The sequence below is a fragment of the Halomonas koreensis genome (assembly GCF_031451675.1).
GTDB classification, from domain to species: Bacteria; Pseudomonadota; Gammaproteobacteria; order Pseudomonadales; family Halomonadaceae; genus Halomonas; species Halomonas koreensis.
Map to the genome: position 1 here is coordinate 168,739 of NZ_JARWAK010000008.1, position 20,893 is coordinate 189,631.

Genomic DNA, 20,893 nt, shown 5'->3' on the forward strand with positions numbered 1-20,893 from the left:
GACAACGACACATGGCACTATACGTACAGAAGTTCGGCGGCACCTCGGTGGGCTCCGTGGAGCGCATCAAGGCCGTGGCCGAGAAGGTCAAGGGCTTCCGTGACGCCGGCCATCAGGTCGTGGTCGTGGTCTCCGCCATGAGCGGCGAGACCAACCGCCTGATCGGCCTGGCCAACGACATCAACGACGAGCCCACGCCGCGCGAGATGGACATGCTGGTGTCCACCGGCGAGCAGGTGACCATCTCGCTGCTGACCATGGCCCTGCACAAGCTGGGCGTGCCGGCCACCTCCTACACCGGCTCCCAGGTCGGCATCATGACCGACAGCGCCCACACCAAGGCGCGCATCCAGCGCATCGAGACCGAGGACATGCGCCAGGACCTGGACGACGGCCAGGTGGCCGTGGTCGCCGGCTTCCAGGGCGTCGACGAGGAGGGCAACATCACCACCCTCGGCCGCGGCGGCTCCGACACCACCGGCGTGGCGCTGGCCGCGGCGCTGAACGCCGATGAGTGCCAGATCTACACCGACGTCGACGGCGTCTACACCACCGACCCGCGGGTCTGCTCCCGGGCTCAGCGCCTGGACACCATCACCGTGGAGGAGATGCTGGAACTGGCCAGCCTGGGCTCCAAGGTGCTGCAGATTCGCGCCGTCGAATTCGCCGGCAAGTACAACGTGCCGCTGCGCGTGCTGTCCAGCTTCCAGGACGGCCCCGGCACCCTGATCGTTGCAGATTCCGACAAAGACGAGGACTCCATGGAAGAACCGCTGATCTCCGGCATTGCCTTTACCGCCAACGAGGCCAAGCTGACCCTGCTCAACACCCCGGACGTGCCGGGCGTGGCCTCGAAGATCCTGGGCCCGATCGCCGACGCCAACATCGAGATCGACATGATCGTGCAGAACGTGGCCCCGGCCGGCGACTACACCGACTTCACCTTCACCGTCGCCAAGGGCGACTACAAGCAGACCCTGAAGATCCTCGAGGAGCAGGTCCTGCCCGCCCTGGGCGAGGGCGAGGTCAAGGGCGACGACAAGATCGCCAAGGTCTCCCTGGTGGGCGTCGGCATGCGCTCCCACGCCGGCGTGGCCTCCAAGATGTTCCGCGTGCTGTCCGAGGAGAACATCAACATCCGCATGGTCTCCACCTCCGAGATCAAGATCTCCGTGGTGGTCGACGAGAAGCACATGGAGCTCGCGGTGCGCGCCCTGCACCAGGCCTTCGGGCTCGACAAGGACGACATCGAGAGCGAATAACGCTTCGAATCCCGTCGTCAGCTTCTACGCTTGTAGGGGAGTCCCGGCGCCATCGGCCGGGCTTCCTTTCAACGAGCCCATGGGGTGTCATGGTCGTTGCCTGGCATCCCGTTCGCCGTATGGCGTCCCGGGCCATGACAGACGAGCATCCCGCAAGTCAGAAGTCTGAGAAGGAGATCAGTCATGCTCATTCTGACCCGCCGCGTCGGCGAAACCCTGATGATCGGCGACGACATCACCGTCACCGTCCTGGGCGTGAAGGGCAACCAGGTCCGCATCGGCGTCAACGCGCCGAAGGACGTGGCCGTGCACCGCGAGGAGATCTACCAGCGCATCCAGCGCGAGAAGACCGACGTGGAGGCCGACGACGACGAGACCGGCGCCTGAGCGCCCGTCCCGGCCGGCGAGAAAAAATCTCGCGGGCTCTGGACATTGCCCTGCCAAATCGGTAGGATACGCACCTGTCGATGAGGGAGAGGTGGCCGAGTGGCTGAAGGCGCTCCCCTGCTAAGGGAGTAAGGGGTTTATAGCCCCTTCGAGGGTTCGAATCCCTCCCTCTCCGCCACATCGTCGACGTGGAAGTATGCGCCCGTAGCTCAGCTGGATAGAGTACCTGACTACGAATCAGGTGGTCGGAGGTTCGAATCCTCCCGGGCGCGCCACCTTCCGCCGGAGACGGCGCTCTCGATCCGAGACACGTCATCCCGCAATGCCCGGCATTGCCGTCAGCGCCCGTAGCTCAGCTGGATAGAGTACCTGACTACGAATCAGGTGGTCGGAGGTTCGAATCCTCCCGGGCGCGCCAGATTCCGACCCGCCCTCCCCGTGAGGGCGGGTCTTCTGTTTTTTCCCTTCCCGTTTCTCGCTAGCCGGATCGGCGTGCCCACAGAGGGGCCCCGGTTCCGCGATCGTTTGAGGCGCCGTCGCATTGCGACGTGCGCCTCTTTTTTGGTTCTTCGCAGCTTGGCGTGAATGCCATTGTGGGGCACTCGGTTCGGCGCTTCAGAGCCCCTCAAGGCCGGGCGGGCAACATAGAATCTCCCGCGAAGCGCCCTATCAGCGGGACAGAGCCATCGCGCAGGTCATCGTGGGAGCCCAATTCATTGGGCGAAAGGCGCCGATAGGCGCCCGGGGGAGATCCTGCAGCGGTGCCGCTATCGCCGCCGCTGCGCGGCGGATCGCGATCTGAAGATCGCTCCCACGAAGAGCACGCCCACCATGCCAAGCTGAGCCGTGCAGCGACTTCACGCCGATCTGCGCTGAACCATTTTTTGTCTTTGCGCGGGCAGGCGCCGCCCCGGGGCGGATGGAGGTCTCAGGCCGGGATGGCCGCATCGGCTAGGGCGGGGCGCTGCAGGCCCTCCAGGAAGGCATCCAGGTCGTTGACCCGTCGCAGCGCCTGGAAGCGCCGGGCGGCTTCGGCATCCCGGCCGCGCATGTGGTTCATCCACTGCTTGAGCAGGGAGGTGACGATGCGCTCGGGGAGTGTGTTACGCTGCGTTGCAGCATATTCGGCGAGCAGGCCGGCCCGGGCCTCCCAGGAGGTCGGCGGCAGGCGTCGGCCGGTGGCCTGCCAGTGGCGGATGCGTGGCGCCAGGCCGGGGTCGGCCAGGGCGCCGCGGCCGAGCATGACGTCCCGGCAGCCGGACAGGGTGCGGGCCTTCCAGTAGTCCTCCAGGGTCCAGATGTCGCCGTTGGCGATCACCGGGATCGACAGTCGTTGGCGAATGCGGCCGATCCACTCCCAGTGGGCCGGAGGGCGATAGCCCTCGTTGCGGGTTCGGCCGTGGACCACCAGCTGGCGGGCGCCGCCGGCCTCGGCGGCCAGCGCGCAGGCCAGCGCCAGGCGGCGGTCGGCGAAGCCCAGGCGGATCTTGGCGGTCACCGGGATGGCGTCGCCTACGGCGTCGTGGACGGCGGCCACGGCGTCGCGCACCCGGTGCGGGTCGCGCAGCATGGAGGCGCCGCCGTCGTGCCGGTTGACCAGCTTGGCGGGGCAGCCGAAGTTGAGGTCCAGGCTCGAGGCGCCGAGGCGCAGGGCCTGTCGGGCGTTGGCCGCCAGCGCCGCCGGGTCGGAGCCCAGCAGCTGCAGGTGCACCGGCACCCCGGCGGGGGTCGCCGGAGGGGGTGCGGTCAGCTCGGGGCAGTGCCGATGAAAGACGCGAGGGGGCAGCCGGGTGTCGACCACCCGCACGAACTCGGTCACCGTCCAGTCGAAGCCGGGCGTGCGGGTCAGCAGGTCGCGGGTCACGGCATCGATCACCCCTTCCATCGGGGCTAGGCCGATACGACCCTTGTGTAGTAAATTAACAACTTTGACTTCTACCATGGCGCCATTGCTTTCGATCGGGAGTGTGGCAGCTTATAGGGTCAGCTTTTTTGCGCAAGTCCGCCGAATCACGTTCTTTCCGTGCAAGGTGGCGGCGCCGACGAGGAGGTTGTCGCATGCAGGATTCGCAGCTTTTGCACGAGGGGCTCGCCCTCATGGGGCTCGGCATGGGGTTCGTGTTTGTTTTTCTTACCGTGCTGGTGATCACCACGACGCTCATGTCCAAGGTGATCGGGCGCTTCTTCCCCGAGCCGGCCCCCGCCGCCCCCGTGCCGTCCCGGCGCGCCCCGGCGGCCCGGGACGACGATCTCATGGCCGTGATCAGCGCCGCGGTGCATCGCTATCGCCGCGATCGGGATCGCTGAGCCCGCCAGTGTCCGCTTCCCTCCCTCCATTTACAACGACAAGGACCTTCTTCCCATGAACGAGAACGCTCGTCCCTTGGGCATCACCGATGTGGTGCTACGCGATGCCCACCAGTCGCTGTTCGCCACCCGCCTGCGCCTGGACGACATGCTGCCCATCGCCGAGAAGCTCGACCGTGTCGGCTTCTGGTCGCTGGAGTCCTGGGGCGGGGCCACCTTCGACGCCTGTATCCGCTACCTCGGCGAGGATCCGTGGGAGCGGATACGGGCGTTGAAGTCGGCCATGCCCAACACCCGCCAGCAGATGCTGCTGCGCGCCCAGAACCTGCTCGGCTACCGCCACTACGCCGACGACGTGGTCGACCGCTTCGTCGAGCGTGCCCGGACCAACGGCGTCGACGTCTTCCGCGTCTTCGACGCCATGAACGATCCGCGCAACCTGGAGCGCGCCATCCAGGCGGTGCGTGCCAACGAAGGGCACGCCCAGGGCACCATCTCCTACACCCTGAGCCCGGTGCATACCCTGGACAGCTGGGTCGAGCTCGCCGAGTCCATCGCCGACATGGGCGCCGACTCCCTGGCGATCAAGGACATGGCCGGCCTGCTCAAGCCCTACGACGCCTATGAGCTGGTCTCGCGGCTGAAGGCGAAGTTGGATATCCCCATCCACATGCAGTGCCATGCCACCACCGGGCTGTCCACCGCCACCGCGCTCAAGGCCGTGGAGGCCGGCATCGACAACGTCGACACCGCCATCTCCTCGATGTCGATGACCTACGGTCACAGCCCCACCGAGTCGCTGGTGGCCATGCTCCAGGGCACCGAGCGCGACACCGGCCTGGACCTCGAGGCGCTCGAGGACATCGCCGCCTACTTCCGCGAGGTGCGCAAGAAGTATGCCGCCTTCGAGGGCTCGCTCAAGGGCATCGACTCGCGGATCCTGGTGGCCCAGGTGCCGGGCGGCATGCTCACCAACATGGAGAACCAGCTCAAGGAGCAGGGCGCCGGCGACCGCCTCGACGAGGTGCTCAAGGAGATCCCGCGGGTGCGCGAGGACCTGGGCTACATCCCGCTGGTCACCCCGACCTCGCAGATCGTCGGCACCCAGGCGGTGATGAACGTGATGATGGGCGAACGCTACAAGTCCATCTCCAAGGAGGTCCAGGCGCTGCTCAAGGGCGAGTACGGCGCGGCCCCGGCCGCCTTCAACGCCGAGCTCCAGGCCCGCGTGCTGGAAGGCGGCGAGCCGATCACCTGCCGGCCGGCGGACCGGCTCGAGCCGGAGATGGATCGCCTGCGCGACGAGCTGCGCGCCAAGGCCCGGGAGGAGGGCATCCGCCTGGCCGAGGGCGAGCGCGAGATCGACGACGTCCTGACCTATGCGCTCTTCCCGCAGATCGGCCTGAAGTTCCTCAAGAACCGCGACAACCCGGACGCCTTCGAGCCGGCGCCCCAGGCCCCCGAAGCCGCGGCCGCCCAGGCCCCCGCCCAGGCCCCCGCCCAGGCGCCGGCGGCCGCCCTCGGCGGCCCGGAGACCTACACCATCACCGTCAACGGCAAGCAGTACGTGGTGGAGGTCGCCGAGGGCGGCGAGATCGATCGTGTCCAGGAGCAGGGCGCCGCGCCGGCCCCGGCACAGCCGGCGGCCGCCGAGTCCTCCGGCGAGACCATCAGCGCGCCGCTGGCGGGCAACATCTTCAAGGTCAACGTCGGCCCGGGGGACAGCGTCGCCGAGGGCGACGTGGTGATCATCCTCGAGGCGATGAAGATGGAGACCGAGGTGCGTGCGGCCAGTGCCGGCACCGTCTCGGCGGTCAAGGTCAGCGAAGGCGACAGCGTGGCCGTGGGCGACGCCCTGGTCGTGCTCTAAGGGACGGTAGCCATGACGGAAAAACTCATGACCCTGTGGACCGGCTCGGGGCTCTACAACCTGGATCTCGGCCAGGGGGCGATGATCCTGGTGGGCCTGGTGCTGCTGTGGCTGGCCATCGCCAAGCGGTTCGAGCCGCTGCTGCTGGTGCCGATCGGCTTCGGCGGCATCCTCGCCAACATTCCCGAGGCCGGGCTGGCCCTGTCCGCCGCCGAGCAGGCGGCCCACCTGGCCGGCCCCGAGGTGCTGGAGCGGATGGCCGCCGCCCTGCAGCTGTCGCCGTCCCTCGGCGAGGGCCTCGAGGCCGGGCGCCATGCGCTGTCCGAGGTGCTGCACGGCGATACCTCGCCGGAGCTGATCCGCGCCGCCAACGACGTGGCCCTGGACGCCGGCTTCGCCCACGGCATGCTCTACCAGTTCTACAGCGTGGCCATCGCCTCGGGCATCGCGCCCCTGGTGATCTTCATGGGGGTCGGCGCCATGACCGACTTCGGTCCGCTGCTGGCCAACCCGCGCACCCTCTTCCTGGGCGCGGCCGCCCAGTTCGGCATCTTCGCCACCCTGCTCGGGGCGGTGGGCATGTCGGCCATGGGCTGGATGGACTTCTCGCTCAACCAGGCCGCCGCCATCGGCATCATCGGCGGGGCCGACGGGCCCACCTCGATCTATGTGTCGAGCATCCTGGCGCCGGAACTGCTGGGGGCCATCGCCGTGGCGTCATACTCCTACATGGCGCTGGTGCCGCTGATCCAGCCGCCGATCATGCGAGCGCTGACCTCGAAGCGCGAGCGCGAGATCGCCATGAGCCAGCTGCGCCCGGTGTCCAAGCTGGAGAAGGTCGTCTTTCCGCTCAGCCTGCTGATCCTGGTGGTGCTCTTCCTGCCGGATGCCGCGCCGCTGCTGGGGATGTTCTGCTTCGGCAACCTGATGCGCGAGTGCGGCGTGGTGGAGCGGCTGTCCGACACCGCCCAGCACGCCCTGATCAACACCGTGACCATCTTCCTGGGGCTCTCGGTGGGCTCCAAGCTGATGGCCGACCGCTTCCTGGCCATCGAGACCCTGGGCATCCTGGCGCTGGGCATGGTGGCCTTCGCCATCGGCACCGCCTGCGGCATCCTGATGGCCAAGCTGCTCAACGCGGTGAGCCGCATGCCGATCAATCCGCTGATCGGCTCCGCCGGGGTCTCGGCGGTTCCCATGGCGGCGCGGGTCTCCAACAAGGTGGGGCTGGAGTCCAACCCCCACAACTTCCTGCTGATGCACGCCATGGGGCCCAACGTGGCCGGCGTCATCGGCTCGGCGGTGGCCGCGGGGGTGATGATCAAGTACCTCGGCTGAATACGGTCGGCCCGCTCCACGGTAAACGGCGCCCCGCGGGGCGCCGTTCGTCGTCGAGGGGACGGGCTCAGGCCGCGTCGGGGTCGAGCGGGGTCAGGCGCCCCTTGAGGCGAACGGACAGCGGGGACAGGTCGCGCTCGGCGTCCCGCGGCCAGCCCAGGGTCAGCACCACGCCGTCGGCGGCGTAGTCGGCGGCCTCCACCGGGATGTCGCGCTCGGCGCACCAGGCGCGGGTCTCGGCCTCGCCGGCGAAGTCGACCCGCACCCGCAGCGGATCCCGCTCGGTGACCTCGCGGCGCGGCAGGGCCGCCAGGGCCTCGCTCACCGCCTGGCCGTAGGCGCGGGCCAGGCCGCCGGTGCCCAGCTTGGTGCCGCCGAAGTAGCGGATCACCACGCAGCCGACCTGGCCGAGCCCGGCGCCCTCGAGGACCTGGAACATGGGGCGCCCGGCGGTGCCGCCGGGCTCGCCGTCGTCGGAGAAGCCGATGGCGGTCTGTTCGCCGGGCGGGCCGGCGATGAAGGCGCTGCAGTGATGGCTGGCGTTCGGATGGGCGGCCCGGGCGGCGGCCAGCAGCGCCTCGAAGGCCGCGGGCTCGGGGGCATGGCAGACCCAGGCGAGGAAGCGGCTCTTCTCCACCTCCAGCTCGGTCTCCTGGCGGTCGCCCGGGGCGAGGTCGGGGACGGGGTAGCGCATCAGGCGGCCAGGTCCGGCTGGCGCACCACGCCCATCACCAGCCCCAGCACCTGGATGTCGCTGTTCTTCAGGAAGATGGGCGGCATGGTCTCGTTGGCCGGCTGCAGGCGCACGCCGGCCTTCTCGATGTAGAGCTTCTTCAGGGTGACCTCCTGGTCGTTGATCATCACCACCGCCGTCTCGCCGTTCTCGGCGCTCTCGCGGCGTTCGATGATGATCACATCCCCGTCGAAGATGTTGCAATCGATCATGGAGTCGCCGCACACCCGCAGGGCATAGGTGTTGCGGCGCACCATGCGGCTGGGCACCTCGACGCTGCCGGCATCGATGCAGGCGTCGATGGGCACGCCGGCGGCGACGCGCCCCAGCAGGGGGATCGTCACCAGGTCGTCGGCCTCGATGGGCGCCCAGGCCTCGGCGATGGGCAGGTTGGGCTGGCGGAACAGGTACTGTGGTGCAAGGCGTGACATCTGCGGCATCCCCCCGTCGGCAAGGACTGTCGATACATACAGTACCTGGCCAGCATAGCAGGGTCCTGACATCTGACAAGCCGCCCGGGATGACGCCGGCTTGACGCAGGGCAAGTGCGACCCGCTGCCACGCGCCGCGTACTGGCGACGAAAACCCTTTCCGTGTAGAGTGCCGGGCCAGATTTCCCTTGCCCGGAGTGTGCCTTGAGCCTGCGCCTGCAAGCCCGACGGCTGGCCTGTGAACGGGACGACCGCTGGCTGTTCCACGACCTCGACCTGGAGATCCATGCCGGTGAGATCCTGCGCGTCGAGGGGCCCAACGGCAGCGGCAAGACGACCCTGCTCAAGATCCTCTCCGGGCAGCTCGCGGACTACCGGGGCGAACTCTTCTGGCAGGGCGAGCCGCTGCGGCGGGTGCGCCGCGACTTCCTCGCCAATCTTCTCTACCTGGGGCATGCCCCGGGGGTCAAGGCGGCCCTGACGCCGCTGGAGAACCTGGCCTGGTACCAGGCGCTGGCCGGCGAGACCGGCGACGAGGCCGGGCGCCTCGACGCCCTGGAGGCGGTGGGGCTGGTCGGCTTCGAGGATCTGCCGGCGGGGCAGCTCTCCGCCGGACAGCAGCGCCGGGTGGCCCTGGCGCGCCTGGAGCTGACGCCGCGGCCGCTATGGGTGCTCGACGAACCCTTCACCGCCATCGACCGGCAGGGCGTCGCCGCCCTGGAGGCGCGGCTGGAGGCCCATACCCGTCGCGGCGGCAGCGTCCTGGTCACCACGCACCATGCGCTGCGGCCCTCCGCGACATTGCGCAGCCTGCAGCTGGGCGAGGGAGGTGCCGGTGGCACGCGCTGAGCCGCGCCGCAACGCGGCGGACATGGCCCCGATCGGGGAACCCGACGGCGGCATCATGGTCGCAGTCCGGGCGACCCTGAGACGCGACCTGGTGCTGCTGCTGCGCGGGCGGGGCGAGGTCCTCAACCCGCTGGTGTTCTTCGCCCTGGTGATCACCCTGTTCCCGATCGGCATCTCGCCGGATCCGGAGCTGCTGGCGACCATCGCCCCGGGCCTGCTGTGGGTGGCGGCCCTGCTGGCGGCGCTGCTGTCCCTGGACGGCCTGTTTCGCGGCGACTACGAGGATGGCAGCCTGGAGCAGCTGCTGCTCGCGCCCCAGCCGCTGCCGGCCCTGGCGCTGGCCAAGGTGGCGGTGCACTGGCTGCTCACCGGCCTGCCCCTGGCGCTGATGGCGCCGGTGCTGGGCATCATGCTGTCGCTGCCGGCGGGCAGCTACCTGGTGCTGGCGCTGTCGCTGGCGCTGGGCAGCGCCAGCCTGAGCCTGATCGGCGCCATCGGCGCGGCCCTCACCGTCGGCCTGTCCCGGGGCGGGGTGCTGCTCTCGCTGCTGGTGCTGCCGCTCTACATCCCGGTGCTGATCTTCGGCGCCGGCGCCGTCCAGGCGGCGATCCAGGGCGCCGGGGTCTCGGCCCACCTGGCCATCCTCGGGGCGCTGCTGGCGGTGGCGCTGATCTTCGCGCCCTGGGCGATCGCGGCGTCCCTGCGCATCAGTATCAACGGTTGAGGTATCGACACGGCATGTGGGCCTTCATACACAAGCTCGGTTCTCCCAAGTGGTTCTATGCCATCAGCGCCCGCCTCTCGCCCTGGTTCTGGGCGGCGGCGGTGCTGCTGATCCTGGCGGGCGGCGCCTGGGGGCTGGCCTTCGCCCCCGCCGACTACCAGCAGGGCAACAGCTTCCGCATCATCTACGTCCACGTGCCGGCGGCCTTCCTGGCCCAGTCGGTCTTCGTGGCCATGGCCGCCGCCGGGTTCGTCTTCATGGTCTGGAAGATCAAGCTCGCCGACATGGCCGCCGCGGTGATGGCGCCGCTGGGCGCCGGGATGACCTTCGTGGCGCTGTTCTCCGGCGCGGTCTGGGGGGTGCCCACCTGGGGCACCTGGTGGCAGTGGGATGCCCGCCTGACCTCGATGCTGATCCTGTTGTTCCTCTACGTGGGCGTGATCGCCCTGCGCGGCGCCTTCGCCAGCCGCGACAGCGCCGCCCGCGCGGCCTCGGTGCTGGCCATGGTGGGCGTGATCAACATCCCCATCATCAAGTACTCGGTGGAGTGGTGGTACACCCTGCACCAGCCCGCCACCTTCTCGGTGACCTCGCGGCCGGCCATGCCGATGGAGATGTGGCTGCCGCTGCTGATCATGGTGCTGGGCTTCTACTGCTTCTTCATCGCCGTGACCCTGATGCGCACCCGCAGCGAGATCCTGCGCCGCGAGTCGTCCAAGCGCTGGGTCCGCGAGCTGATCGGGGAGGGACGCTGATGGCCTTCGACTCCGTTTCCGCCTTCCTGGCCATGGGCGGCCACGCCCCCTATGTCTGGGCCGCCTACGGTGCCACCGCCGCCCTGCTGGTCGGGGTCGGCTGGCATGCCCGCGTCGAGCGCCGCCGGGTGCTCCGCGACCTCGAGCGCCGGGCCCGGCGCGAGCGCCGCCAGGCCGCGCCGGCCGGGGCTTCAACCGATGAGGGACACGCCCGATGAGAGCCAAACGCAAGCAGAAACTCTACGTGATCCTGGGGCTGGTCACCCTGGCCGCCATCGCCGTGGGGCTGACCCTCTACGCCCTGCGCAGCAACATCAACCTGTTCTTCAGCCCGGTGCAGATCGCCGACGGCCAGGCGCCGATCGAACGCCAGATCCGCGCCGGCGGCATGGTCAAGGAAGGCACGGTGGCCCGGGATCCGGACAGCCTGGACGTGGCCTTCACCGTCACCGACTACGTCGAGGACGTCGAGGTGCGCTACAGCGGCATCCTGCCCGACCTGTTCCGCGAGGGGCAGGGCGTGGTGGTGGTCGGCCGACTCCAGCCGCAGGGCTGGCTGCGCGCCGACCAGGTGCTGGCCAAGCACGACGAGAACTACATGCCCCCGGAGGTGGCCCAGGCCCTGGAGGAGGCGGGCTACTCCCCGGAGGACTACCAGGCCAAGGCCGCCGAAGTGGCCGAGCGCCTCGACGGCCAGGAGTGACCCGGAGTCGCCATGCTGATCCCGCTGATCCCCGAAATCGGGCACTTCGCCCTCATCCTCGCCCTGCTGATGGCGGCGGCGCAGGCGGTCATGCCGCTGGCCGGCGCGGCCACCCGGCGGCCGCTGTGGATGGCCTACGCCCGCCCCATGGCCACCGGCCAGTTCCTGTTCCTGGTGGTCGCCTACGGCTGCCTGACCGCCAGCTTCCTGCTCGACGACTTCAGCGTGGCCACGGTGGCCGACAACTCCAACTCGCTGCTGCCCTGGTACTACAAGGCCAGCGCGGTGTGGGGCAACCACGAGGGCTCGGTGCTGCTGTGGAGCCTGATCCTCGGCGCCTGGACCTTCGCCGTCGCGCACTTCTCCAAGGAGCTCCCCCGGGACATGCTGGCCCGGGTGCTGGGCGTGATGGGCCTGGTCAGCCTGGGCTTTCTGGCCTTCGTGCTGATCACCTCCAACCCCTTCTCGCGGCTGCTGCCCAATCCCCCGGCCGACGGCGCCGACCTCAATCCGCTGCTCCAGGACTTCGGGCTGATCATCCACCCGCCGATGCTCTACATGGGCTATGTGGGCTTCTCGGTGGTCTTCGCCTTCGCCATCGCCGCCCTGCTGGGCGGTCGCCTGGACGCCGCCTGGACCCGCTGGGCGCGCCCCTGGACCAACGTCGCCTGGGCCTTCCTCTCGGTGGGCATCGCGCTGGGCAGCTGGTGGGCCTACTACGAGCTCGGCTGGGGCGGCTGGTGGTTCTGGGATCCGGTGGAGAACGCCTCGCTGCTGCCCTGGCTGGCCGGCACCGCCCTGATCCACTCCCTGGCGGTCACCGAGAAGCGCGGCGCCTTCAAGAGCTGGACGGTGCTGCTGGCGATTTCCACCTTCTCGCTGTCGCTGCTGGGCACCTTCCTGGTGCGCTCCGGGGTGCTGACCTCGGTGCACGCCTTCGCCAACGACCCCTCCCGGGGGCTGTTCATCCTGGCGCTGCTGGGCATCACCGTGGGCCTGTCGCTGCTGCTGTTCGCGCTGCGCGCCCCGCGGGTCAGCCACCAGGTCGGCTTCACCTGGCTGTCCCGGGACGCCCTGCTGCTGATCAACAACATCCTGCTGGTGATCATGACGGTCACCGTGCTGCTGGGCACCGTCTACCCGCTGCTGCTGGATGCCCTGAACCTCGGCAAGATCAGCGTGGGCCCGCCCTACTTCAATGCGCTGTTCGTGCCGCTGACGGTGATCCTCTGCGTGTTCATGGGGCTCGGGCCCCTGGCGCACTGGAAGCGCACCGCCGGCCGCGACCTGGTGCGCCGCGCCTGGCTGGCCGGCGCGGCGGCCCTGGTGATCGCCGCCCTGGCGCCGCTGGCCTACGGCGGCGAGTGGAACCTCAAGGTGTCGCTGGGACTGGTGGCGGCGCTGTGGGTGGTGCTGCCGCTGGTCCGCGACCTCTGGGAGAAGAGCCGCCATCGCCGTGGCCGCCTGGCCGGCCTGCGCCGCCTGTCGCTGGCCCACTGGGGCATGGTGGTGGGCCACCTGGGGCTGGCGGTGACCATCGTCGGCGTCACCGTGGTCTCCAACTACGCGGTGGAGCGCAACGTGCGCATGGCGGTGGGCGACAGCGTCCAGGTCGCCGGCTACACCTTCACCATGACCGAGCTGGGCAGCCGTCGCGGCCCCAACTACGTGGCCGACGCGGCGCACATCCGGGTCCAGCGGGGCGAGGCCGAACGGGGGTTCGTGATGACGCCCGAGAAGCGTCTCTACATCGCCCGCGGCATGCCGATGACCGACGTGGCCCTGCGCCCCGGCCTGTTCCGTGACCTCTACGTGGCTATGGGCGAGGACCTCGAGGACGGCAGCTGGGCCATGCGCATCCAGTACAAGCCCTTCGTGCGCTGGCTGTGGCTGGGCGGGCTGCTGATGGCCGCCGGCGGCATCCTGGCGGTGATCGACCGCCGCTACCGGCGCACCGCCACCGCCCGGGACCCCGAGCGGGTCGCCGCGGCCAGCGTCCGGGAGGCCTCCGCATGAAGCGTCGCCTGTTGCTGCTGCTGCCGCTGGTCGGCTTCCTGGTGCTGGGCGGCTTCCTCTACCAGGGGCTGTCGATGAATCCCTTCGACCGGGACTCCGCGCTGATGGCCGACCCCTTCCCGAGCTTCGCGTTGACCACCCTGGAGGATCCGTCGCGCACCGTGGACGAGTCGCTTCTCGCCGGCGAGGTCACCCTGGTCAACGTCTGGGGCGAGTGGTGCCCGACCTGCAAGCAGGAGATGCCCCAGCTGCTGGACCTCGCCGACCGCGGCGTGCGCCTGGTGGGGGTGGACTACAAGGACACCCGGGAGAAGGGCCGCGCCTTCCTGGCCGAGTTCGGCAACCCCTTCGAGGTCAACGTCTTCGATCCCGACGGCGACCTGGGCTTCGAGCTCGGCGTCTACGGCGCCCCCGAGACCTTCCTGGTCGACCCCGAAGGGGTGATCCGCTATCACCACACCGGCTACATCAAGCCGGAAGACGTCACCCAGGTGATCCTGCCGGAGGTGGAAAAATGGCGCGACTGACCCGCTGCCTGCTGGCCCTGCTGGTGCTGATGCCGCTGCTCGCCCAGGCGGGCGGCATCGAGGTGCGCCGCTTCGAGGACCCGGTGCTCGAGCAGCGCTACGATTCGCTGACCGCGACCCTGCGCTGCCCCAAGTGTCAGAACCAGGCGATCGGCGACTCCGACTCGCCGATCGCCGGCGACATGCGCGACCGCGTCTATCGCCAGCTCCAGGACGGCCGCTCCGACAAGGAGATCCTCGACTTCATGGTGCGCCGCTTCGGCGACTATGTGCTCTACAACCCGCGCCTGGAGGGGCGCACCCTGCTGCTGTGGGGGCTGCCCGCGGCCCTGGTGCTGGTCGGCGCCCTGCTGGTGGCGCTGGTGGTGCGAGCCCGGCGCCGGGCCTCGGCGCGGCGGCTCACGGCCGAGGAGCGCGCGCGGCTGGATGCCCTGATCAAACCTGAGAGGACCGAATGACCCTGCTTTGGCTCGCCTTCGCCATCCTGCTGCTGCCGGCGCTGTGGCTGCTGGTGGCTCCGCTGCGCCGCGCCGCCGCCCTGAGGCGCGCCCAGGCCGACTTCGAGGCCAACGACCGCACCGCCGAGCAGAACGTCGATATCTATCGCCGCCGGCTGGCTTCCCTGGAGGCGGCCCGGGAGCGTGGCGAGCTCGACGCGGCGCGCTTCGAGGAGGACCGCCTGGAGCTCGAGCGCAGCCTGCTGGACGATACCGCCACCCTCGAGCGCGGCCCCCTCAAGGCCGCCGCCTCGGGCAAGGTCGTGGTCCCGCTGGTGATGGTCGCCCTGGTGGCGGCCAGCGTGTTCTGGTATCGCCTCGAGGGCGCCGAGGGCGACCTGGCGCTGTACCGGATCCAGCAGCAGGTCGCCCAGGACGCCGAGGCCACGCTGCCCGAGCTGATCGAGCGCCTCGAGGAACAGGCCGCCCGCCAGCCCGACAATCCCAACGTCTGGCGCTCGCTGTTTCCCCTCTATCGGGACAGCGGGCGGGTGGCCCGGGCCGATGCCGCCCTGACCCGGCTGCTCGAGCTGGAGGGGCGCGAGCCCTGGCTGCTGGCCGAGCTGGCCCAGCTGCGCTACTTCGCCGCCGGTCGCGAGCTGACCGACGGCGTCCAGGCGCTGGCCGACGAGGCCCTGGCCGCCGATCCCGGCCAGCCCACGGTGCTCGGCATGCTGGGCATCGAGGCCTTCGAGGGCGGCGACTATGAGGCCGCCATCGACCGCTGGCGCCGGGCCATCGCCGGGATGGACGACCCGCAGTCCGCCGAGGCGCTGCGCGAGGGCATCCGGGTGGCGCAGCGACGTCTCGGGGTGGCGTCCGAGCCCGCCGGCGAGGGGCCGGGCATCCGGGTGCGGGTGAGCCTCGATCCGGCCCTGGCCGAACGGGTCGCGCCCGACGCCGCGGTCTTCGTGGTGGCCCGCGACACCGCCGGCGAGCGGCCGCCGCTGGCGGTGGCGCGCACCACCGTGGGCGCGCTGCCGGCGACCCTGACCCTCGACGACAGCGACGCCATGGCGCCCATGGCCCGGCTCTCGGACGTGGAGCAGGCTCGGCTGGTGGTGCGCGTCTCGTCCAGCGGCCAGGCCGAGCCGCGGCCCGGGGATCTCTGGGGGCGCCGCGAGGCGGTGCCGGTCGGCGAGCCCGCCGGCGAACCGGCTGAGGTGGTCATCGACAGGGTCGTCGAATAAGCCATGCGTTTGACCTCGATCCGCCTGGCGGGCTTCAAGTCCTTCGTCGACCCCATCACCGTACCCTTCGACGGCAACATGACCGCCATCGTCGGGCCCAACGGCTGCGGCAAGTCCAACATCATCGACGCCGTGCGCTGGGTCATGGGGGAGTCCTCCGCCAAGACCCTGCGCGGCGAGTCCATGGCCGACGTCATCTTCAACGGCTCCACCGGCCGCAAGCCGGTGGGGCAGGCCTCCATCGAGCTGCACTTCGACAACCGCGACGGCGCCATGGGCGGCCCCTACGCCCAGTACGCCGAGATCTCGGTCAAGCGCCAGGTCACCCGCGAGGGCCAGTCCAGCTACTTCTTCAACGGCCAGAAGTGCCGCCGCCGGGACATCTCCGACCTCTTCCTCGGCACCGGCCTGGGCCCGCGTTCCTACGCCATCATCGGCCAGGGCATGATCTCGCGGCTGATCGAGTCACGGCCCGAGGAGCTGCGCGCCACCCTGGAGGAGGCCGCCGGCATCTCCAAGTACAAGGAGCGGCGCCGCGAGACCGAGAACCGCATGCGCCGCACCCAGGAGAACCTGGAGCGCCTGGAGGACATCCGCGAGGAGCTCGACAAGCAGCTCGAGCGCCTCAAGCGCCAGGCCGACGCGGCGCGCCGCTACCAGACCCTCAAGCAGGAGGAGTACCGGCTCAAGGGCGAGCTGGCGCTGCTGCGCGGCCGCGCCCTGAAGGCCAGCCAGGACGAGGAGGAGGCTCGGGTCGGCGAGCTGGAGACCGCCGTGGAACGCGAGGTGCTGGGGCTGCGCCAGTGCGAGACCCGCCTGGAGGAGGCCCGCGCCGAGCACGACCGGCTGGCCTCCGAGCTCGAGGGCTACCAGCACCGCTTCCACGAGACCACCACCGCCATCGCCCGGCTCGAGCAGGACCTGGAGCACACCCGCTCCCGGGACCAGCAGCTGGCCCGGGACCTGGAGGCGGCCCGCCGGGAGCTGGCCGACCTCGACCGCCTCGGCGAGGACGACGGCGAGCGCCTGGCGCGCCTCGACGAGCGCCTCGAGACCCTGGGGCCGGAGCAGGAGGAGGTGGCCGAGCGCCTCGCCGAGCTGGAGGCCGCCCTGGAGGAGGCCGAGCCCCTGGCCGAGCAGGCCGACGCCGACTGGGAGGCCTTCGGCGAGACCTGGCAGGCCGACAGCCGCGAGGCCGAGCGCGCCCAGGACCGGCTGCGCGAACAGGAGGCGCGGCTCGAACGCATCGAGGCCGACGTCCACAAGCGCCGCCAGCAACGCCAGGAGCTCCCCGACCTCGCCGGCCTCCAGGCTCAGCGCGACGAGGTCGCCGAGCGCCTCGCCGAGCTCGAGGAGCGGCTGGCGGCCAGCGAGGCGCGTCGCGAGCAGTGGCAGGCCGACCGCGACGCCGCCCGGGAGTCGGTGCGCGAGGCCGAGGCGGCCCGGGAGGCCGATCGCCAGCGGCGCAGCACCCTGCAGGGCGAGCTGGCCTCGCTGGAGGCGCTGATCCAGGCGGCCCTGGCCGACCACGACGAGACCCTGGACGATCACCTGGCCGAGCGGGGCCTGGCCGAGGCCCCGCGCCTCGGCGAGCGCCTGGCGGTGGAAGGCGGCTGGGAGGACGTCGTCTCCTGGGTGCTCGCTCCCTGGCTGCGCGCGCGCCTCGCCCCCCTGGCCGAGGGCGAGCGGCTGCTCGCCCCCGAGCTCGCCCCGGAGCTGGGGCTGCTGGACGCCGAGGCGCGCCCGGCGCCGCCCGAGTCCCTGGCCGCCAAGGTCTCGGGGGCCGGCGCCGCCGCCCAGTGGCTGGCGAGCGTGCGCTGCGTGGCCAGCCGCGACCGGGCCTGGGCCGAGCGCGCCGCCCTGGCGCCCGGGGAGAGCCTGATCACCGCCTGCGGGCTGTGGGTCGGCGACGGCTGGGCCCGGCACCGGGGACAGGACGAGGGCCCCGATGCCCTGCTGGTCAGCCGCCGCCGCGAGGCCGAGGTCCGCGAGGAGCTCGCCGTGGTAGAGGCGCGCCTCGAGGCTCAGGAGGCGCGCCTGGGCGAGGCCGCCGAGCGCGTCGAGCGGGCCGAGGAGGGCCTGGAGGCGGTGCGCCTGGAGCAGCGCGACCTGGAGCAGCAGCGCCAGCAGCTGGCGGTCCAGGATAGCGGCCTGGCCAGCCGCCTCGAGCATCTCGAGGGGCGGGCCGGGGAGCTCGCCGAGGAGCTCGAGGGCCTGACCGAGTCCGCCGAGGAGACGCGGCTGGCCATCGAGGAGACCCGCGAACACTGGCAGGCCGCCATGGCCCGGCTGGAGGAGGGCGCCGAGACCCGCGAGCGCCTGGAGCGGGCCCGGCAGCAGGCTCGGGAGCGGCTGACCCAGCTGCGCAACCAGCAGCGGCCGCTGGCCGAGCAGGCCCAGCGCCTGGCGCTGGAGCACCAGCGGCTGACCACCGAGCGGGCCGGCCTGGCCGAGCAGCAGGGGCGCTCCGGGGAGGCCCGCGAACGCCTCGAGCAACGCTGCGCCGAGCTCGAGGAGGCCCGGGAGGGCCTGCACGAGCCGGACGAGGAGCGCCGCGAGCGCCTCGAGGAGCTGCTGCACCGGCGCGAGCGCGAGGAGCGCGAACTCAACGAGGCCCGCTCCCGGGCCACCGGCCTGGTGGAGCGGCTACGCGAGGACGAGCAGGCCCGCCAGGGACACGAGCGTCAGCTCGAGGGCATCCGCGAGCGCCTCCAGGAGGCGCGCATGCAGGTCCAGGCCCTGGCGCTCAAGGCCGAGACCCAGGACGAGCAGCTCCGGGAGCTGGGCCACGACGCCGACGCCCTGGCCGAGAACCTGGATCCCAATGCCACCGAGTCGGCCTGGCAGACCCGCCTCGAGGAGGTCGGCGAGCGCATCCGCCGGCTGGGCGCCATCAACCTGGCGGCCATCGAGGAGTACGACCAGCAGGCCGAGCGGCGCGACTACCTGGAGGGCCAGCACGCCGAGCTGACCGAGGCCCTGGAGACGCTCGACCGGGCGATCCGGCGCATCGACCAGGAAACCCGTTCCCGCTTCCGCGACACCTTCGAACGAGTCAACGCCGGCCTGCAGACACTTTTTCCCAAGGTCTTCGGCGGCGGAACCGCATGGTTGACGCTGACCGGCGACGATTTGCTGGAGACGGGGGTGGCCATCATGGCGCGCCCCCCCGGCAAGAAGAACAGCACCATTCATTTGCTGTCCGGGGGAGAAAAGGCCCTGACCGCGTTGTCCATGGTGTTCGCCATCTTCCAGCTCAATCCGGCGCCTTTCTGCATGCTCGACGAGGTCGATGCGCCGCTGGATGATGCCAACGTCGGGCGCTATGCCAAGCTGGTGAAGGAGATGTCGGACTCGGTCCAGTTCATCTACATCACCCACAACAAGATCGCCATGGAAGCCTCGGAACGGCTCATGGGGGTCACCATGCAGGAACCCGGGGTGTCTCGCCTCGTGGCGGTGGGCGTCGAGGAAGCGGCGGCCCTCGCCGAGGCCTGACGGACTTGAACGCCAACGGCAAAAGGGGTAACAAGGAAGAAAAGCGATGACGTCTCGCGAACACGTGAAGGGATTCATGAAGGGCGATTGCACTGGACCGATGAGAGTTCCGTTGAAAAAGAGCGGGCTTGACATCCAATTCTATTGGTCCGTTTTCGGGCAATCGCGCTATGCTGTTGTCGAACAACCATCAGGCATGGCGCCTTAGCAAAAGGCATGACGACCCATGGAACTACGAGAGTGGCTGATCATTCTGGGGCTGGCACTGGTGTCGCTCATCGTCATCGACGGTGTGCGGCGCCTGCAGCGCCAGCGTCGTGTACCGCGGCTCGATGAGGCCGGACACGATGCCCCGGGGCTCGAGGAAGACCCCGACGAGGCGGCCCGACAGGCCGAAATCAACTGGGAACTGCCCAATGGAGGGGCGCGAGTCGTCAGGCCGGCGGACGAGGGCGGGGTCAAGGCCAAGCCCAAGCTGCAGCGCCAGGACCATCCCGGCCCCTCCCGCGTGCTGTCCGAATTCCGGCGCCAGCACGGCGAGGCTCGCGACGAGCCGACGGCGAGCGCCGCCGGTCCGGTGCCCGCGGGCGACGGGCCCGGCGGGGACGTGCCCGTGGAGGACGCGCCCGCCCAGGCGCCGCCCCGCGAACCGGCCTTCCGGGCCGAGTCGCCGGCCGCCGGCCCTGACCCCGAACCCCTGGTCGCCGACCCCGCCGACCACGATGCGGACGACGAGGAGCGCTACCGGCTGGTCGACCTGGAAGGCATGGGCGATTCGTTGAAGAGCGGCTCGAAGCGGGTCGGCTCCTCGATGCAGAAGTTCGGCGCCTCCCTGCAGAAGAGCCTCAACGATCGGCGCGACCAGAAACGGGCCCGGCGCGAGCAGGATCGGGTCGAGAAGGCCGAACGCGAGCGGGCCGCCCGGGAGGCGCAGGCCGCCGAGGCGCGCCCGGCGCCGGAGGCGGAGCCTCACCGGGAGGCGGACGCCGGCGATCCGCTGTTCGCCCCGGCTCGGCGTTCGGCGCCGCAGGCCGAGGCACAGCCGCAGCCCGACGCGGATCCGGTCGAGGCGGCGCCCCGCGAGGACGACGTGGTGCGCGCCCACCCGGTGCTGGAGAAGGCCCTGCGCCACGACGTCGAGGCCGGCCACGCCCGGGAGACCCTGGGCGAGGCGGAGGAGCTGATCGTCATCAGCGTGATGTCCCGCGACGAAGACGGCTTCTCGGGCACCGCCCTGCTGGATCTGATGCTGGCCTGCGGCCTGCGCTACGGTCGCGACATGGGCGTCTTCCACCGCTTCGAGACCGAGGACCCGGGCAGCGCCCTGCAGTTCTCCATGGTCAACGTGGTCAAGCCGGGGACCTTCCCCATCGAGGCCATGGACGACTTCCGGACCCCGGGCGTCACCCTGCTGATGCCGCTGCCGGGCGCCTCCGACACCTCGGCGGCCTTCGAGGCCATGGTCGAGACCGCCATGGTCATCGTCCGCCACCTGGGCGGCGAGCTGAAGGACGAGCAGATGAGCGTGATGACCGCCCAGACCGTCGAGTTCGCCCGCCAGCGGGTGCAGGAGTTCGAGCGGCGCCATCGCCTGCATCGTCAGGTGAACTAGAGCCGGCAGCGATCAGCCGCAAGCGATAGGACAACCCCCGTGAGGCCACCCCACGGGGGTTGCTGCTTTGGTAAGCTAGGCGACCATGCTGGCTTCGAGCTTCGAGCTTCGAGCTTCGAGCTTCGAGCTTCGAGCTTCGAGCTTCGAGCTTCGAGCTTCGAGCTTCGAGCTTCGAGCTTCGAGCTTCGAGCTTC

At 70.4% G+C, this 20,893-nt stretch carries 19 protein-coding genes and 3 tRNA genes; 19 read left to right on the forward strand and 3 right to left on the reverse strand.

Annotation, left to right across the window (positions count from 1 at the left end):
- The first annotated feature begins 11 nt into the window (after positions 1-11).
- From QC818_RS11005 to QC818_RS11025, 5 genes are all read left to right on the forward strand, one after another.
- A complete protein-coding gene (locus QC818_RS11005) occupies positions 12-1,262 on the forward strand; it encodes an aspartate kinase (RefSeq protein ID WP_309652909.1) in 1,251 nt (416 codons plus the stop codon).
- A 183-nt stretch (positions 1,263-1,445) separates the two neighbouring features.
- A complete protein-coding gene (csrA, locus tag QC818_RS11010) occupies positions 1,446-1,649 on the forward strand; it encodes a carbon storage regulator CsrA (protein ID WP_309652910.1) in 204 nt (67 codons plus the stop codon).
- 85 nt (positions 1,650-1,734) lie between these two features.
- Positions 1,735-1,827, forward strand: a tRNA-Ser gene (locus QC818_RS11015).
- A 20-nt stretch (positions 1,828-1,847) separates the two neighbouring features.
- A tRNA-Arg gene (locus QC818_RS11020) sits at positions 1,848-1,924 on the forward strand.
- 66 nt (positions 1,925-1,990) lie between these two features.
- Positions 1,991-2,067, forward strand: a tRNA-Arg gene (locus tag QC818_RS11025).
- Between the two features lie 510 nt (positions 2,068-2,577).
- Here the strand turns inward: QC818_RS11025 and QC818_RS11030 are convergent.
- Positions 2,578-3,591 carry a tRNA dihydrouridine synthase gene (locus QC818_RS11030; protein WP_374710083.1) on the reverse strand — a complete coding sequence of 338 codons (1,014 nt, stop codon included), beginning with the start codon at positions 3,589-3,591 and terminating at the stop codon, positions 2,578-2,580.
- A 116-nt stretch (positions 3,592-3,707) separates the two neighbouring features.
- Between QC818_RS11030 and QC818_RS11035 the strand changes: the two genes are divergently transcribed.
- From QC818_RS11035 to QC818_RS11045, 3 genes are read left to right on the forward strand one after another with little or no spacing between them, the layout of a single operon-like run.
- A complete protein-coding gene (locus tag QC818_RS11035; RefSeq protein WP_309652911.1) occupies positions 3,708-3,956 on the forward strand; it encodes an OadG family protein in 249 nt (82 codons plus the stop codon).
- Positions 3,957-4,011: 55 nt separating this feature from the next.
- Positions 4,012-5,826 (forward strand): sodium-extruding oxaloacetate decarboxylase subunit alpha, encoded by a 1,815-nt coding sequence (gene oadA, locus QC818_RS11040; protein WP_309652912.1) that lies wholly within the window; start codon positions 4,012-4,014, stop codon positions 5,824-5,826.
- A gap of 12 nt (positions 5,827-5,838) precedes the next feature.
- Complete coding sequence (locus QC818_RS11045) at positions 5,839-7,164, forward strand: sodium ion-translocating decarboxylase subunit beta (RefSeq protein ID WP_309652913.1); 1,326 nt, start codon at positions 5,839-5,841, stop codon at positions 7,162-7,164.
- A 67-nt stretch (positions 7,165-7,231) separates the two neighbouring features.
- On the opposite strand, the gene QC818_RS11050 is transcribed toward QC818_RS11045, so the two are convergent.
- Together QC818_RS11050 and lexA are read right to left on the reverse strand one after the other, a co-directional pair.
- Positions 7,232-7,858, reverse strand: a complete 627-nt coding sequence (locus QC818_RS11050) for an IMPACT family protein (RefSeq protein ID WP_309652914.1) — start codon at positions 7,856-7,858, stop codon at positions 7,232-7,234.
- Positions 7,858-8,328, reverse strand: coding sequence for a transcriptional repressor LexA (gene lexA / locus QC818_RS11055; protein WP_309652915.1), 471 nt, complete (start codon positions 8,326-8,328; stop codon positions 7,858-7,860). Before lexA ends, QC818_RS11050 begins: the two co-directional genes overlap by 1 nt.
- Positions 8,329-8,532: 204 nt before the next feature.
- On the opposite strand from lexA, the gene ccmA reads away from it, so the two are divergent.
- The 11 genes from ccmA to zipA all read left to right on the forward strand — a co-directional run bounded on the left by ccmA (position 8,533) and on the right by zipA (position 20,699).
- Positions 8,533-9,177 (forward strand): cytochrome c biogenesis heme-transporting ATPase CcmA, encoded by a 645-nt coding sequence (gene ccmA / locus QC818_RS11060; RefSeq protein ID WP_309652916.1) that lies wholly within the window; start codon positions 8,533-8,535, stop codon positions 9,175-9,177.
- A 22-nt stretch (positions 9,178-9,199) separates the two neighbouring features.
- Positions 9,200-9,901 (forward strand): heme exporter protein CcmB, encoded by a 702-nt coding sequence (ccmB, locus tag QC818_RS11065; protein ID WP_309652929.1) that lies wholly within the window; start codon positions 9,200-9,202, stop codon positions 9,899-9,901.
- Positions 9,902-9,915: 14 nt separating this feature from the next.
- The gene (locus tag QC818_RS11070) at positions 9,916-10,656 is read left to right on the forward strand and encodes a heme ABC transporter permease (protein WP_309652917.1); all 741 of its coding nucleotides are present in this window, start codon (positions 9,916-9,918) and stop codon (positions 10,654-10,656) included.
- On the forward strand, positions 10,656-10,874 hold the full coding sequence (gene ccmD / locus QC818_RS11075; RefSeq protein WP_309652918.1) for a heme exporter protein CcmD: 219 nt from the start codon (positions 10,656-10,658) through the stop codon (positions 10,872-10,874). The genes QC818_RS11070 and ccmD overlap by 1 nt, the downstream gene beginning before the upstream one ends.
- Positions 10,871-11,359, forward strand: a complete 489-nt coding sequence (gene ccmE / locus QC818_RS11080; protein WP_309652919.1) for a cytochrome c maturation protein CcmE — start codon at positions 10,871-10,873, stop codon at positions 11,357-11,359. The genes ccmD and ccmE overlap by 4 nt, the downstream gene beginning before the upstream one ends.
- Before the next feature lie 12 nt (positions 11,360-11,371).
- Complete coding sequence (locus QC818_RS11085) at positions 11,372-13,375, forward strand: heme lyase CcmF/NrfE family subunit (RefSeq protein ID WP_309652920.1); 2,004 nt, start codon at positions 11,372-11,374, stop codon at positions 13,373-13,375.
- Positions 13,372-13,902 (forward strand): DsbE family thiol:disulfide interchange protein, encoded by a 531-nt coding sequence (locus QC818_RS11090; protein WP_309652921.1) that lies wholly within the window; start codon positions 13,372-13,374, stop codon positions 13,900-13,902. The genes QC818_RS11085 and QC818_RS11090 overlap by 4 nt, the downstream gene beginning before the upstream one ends.
- Entirely contained in the window at positions 13,890-14,360 is a 471-nt protein-coding gene (locus tag QC818_RS11095) for a cytochrome c-type biogenesis protein (RefSeq protein WP_309652922.1), read from the forward strand. Before QC818_RS11090 ends, QC818_RS11095 begins: the two co-directional genes overlap by 13 nt.
- On the forward strand, positions 14,357-15,589 hold the full coding sequence (gene ccmI / locus QC818_RS11100) for a c-type cytochrome biogenesis protein CcmI (protein WP_309652923.1): 1,233 nt from the start codon (positions 14,357-14,359) through the stop codon (positions 15,587-15,589). Before QC818_RS11095 ends, ccmI begins: the two co-directional genes overlap by 4 nt.
- A gap of 3 nt (positions 15,590-15,592) precedes the next feature.
- Positions 15,593-19,087: a chromosome segregation protein SMC gene (gene smc / locus QC818_RS11105; RefSeq protein ID WP_309652924.1), complete on the forward strand. Its 3,495-nt coding sequence runs from the start codon at positions 15,593-15,595 to the stop codon at positions 19,085-19,087.
- Positions 19,088-19,313: 226 nt separating this feature from the next.
- Entirely contained in the window at positions 19,314-20,699 is a 1,386-nt protein-coding gene (gene zipA, locus QC818_RS11110) for a cell division protein ZipA (RefSeq protein ID WP_309652925.1), read from the forward strand.
- The last annotated feature ends 194 nt before the right edge of the window (positions 20,700-20,893 follow it).

Coding starts and splice junctions, on each gene's coding strand:
- smc (WP_309652924.1), top strand. CDS start 15,593: ATGCGTTTGACCTCGATCCGCCTGGCGGGCTTCAAGTCCTTCGTCGAC.
- QC818_RS11070 (WP_309652917.1), top strand. CDS start 9,916: ATGTGGGCCTTCATACACAAGCTCGGTTCTCCCAAGTGGTTCTATGCC.
- zipA (WP_309652925.1), top strand. CDS start 19,314: ATGGAACTACGAGAGTGGCTGATCATTCTGGGGCTGGCACTGGTGTCG.
- ccmI (WP_309652923.1), top strand. CDS start 14,357: ATGACCCTGCTTTGGCTCGCCTTCGCCATCCTGCTGCTGCCGGCGCTG.
- QC818_RS11005 (WP_309652909.1), top strand. CDS start 12: ATGGCACTATACGTACAGAAGTTCGGCGGCACCTCGGTGGGCTCCGTG.
- lexA (WP_309652915.1), bottom strand. CDS start 8,328: ATGTCACGCCTTGCACCACAGTACCTGTTCCGCCAGCCCAACCTGCCC.
- QC818_RS11045 (WP_309652913.1), top strand. CDS start 5,839: ATGACGGAAAAACTCATGACCCTGTGGACCGGCTCGGGGCTCTACAAC.
- ccmB (WP_309652929.1), top strand. CDS start 9,200: ATGGCCCCGATCGGGGAACCCGACGGCGGCATCATGGTCGCAGTCCGG.
- QC818_RS11085 (WP_309652920.1), top strand. CDS start 11,372: ATGCTGATCCCGCTGATCCCCGAAATCGGGCACTTCGCCCTCATCCTC.
- QC818_RS11090 (WP_309652921.1), top strand. CDS start 13,372: ATGAAGCGTCGCCTGTTGCTGCTGCTGCCGCTGGTCGGCTTCCTGGTG.
- QC818_RS11095 (WP_309652922.1), top strand. CDS start 13,890: ATGGCGCGACTGACCCGCTGCCTGCTGGCCCTGCTGGTGCTGATGCCG.
- QC818_RS11050 (WP_309652914.1), bottom strand. CDS start 7,858: ATGCGCTACCCCGTCCCCGACCTCGCCCCGGGCGACCGCCAGGAGACC.
- oadA (WP_309652912.1), top strand. CDS start 4,012: ATGAACGAGAACGCTCGTCCCTTGGGCATCACCGATGTGGTGCTACGC.
- QC818_RS11030 (WP_374710083.1), bottom strand. CDS start 3,591: ATGGTAGAAGTCAAAGTTGTTAATTTACTACACAAGGGTCGTATCGGC.
- csrA (WP_309652910.1), top strand. CDS start 1,446: ATGCTCATTCTGACCCGCCGCGTCGGCGAAACCCTGATGATCGGCGAC.
- ccmE (WP_309652919.1), top strand. CDS start 10,871: ATGAGAGCCAAACGCAAGCAGAAACTCTACGTGATCCTGGGGCTGGTC.
- QC818_RS11035 (WP_309652911.1), top strand. CDS start 3,708: ATGCAGGATTCGCAGCTTTTGCACGAGGGGCTCGCCCTCATGGGGCTC.
- ccmD (WP_309652918.1), top strand. CDS start 10,656: ATGGCCTTCGACTCCGTTTCCGCCTTCCTGGCCATGGGCGGCCACGCC.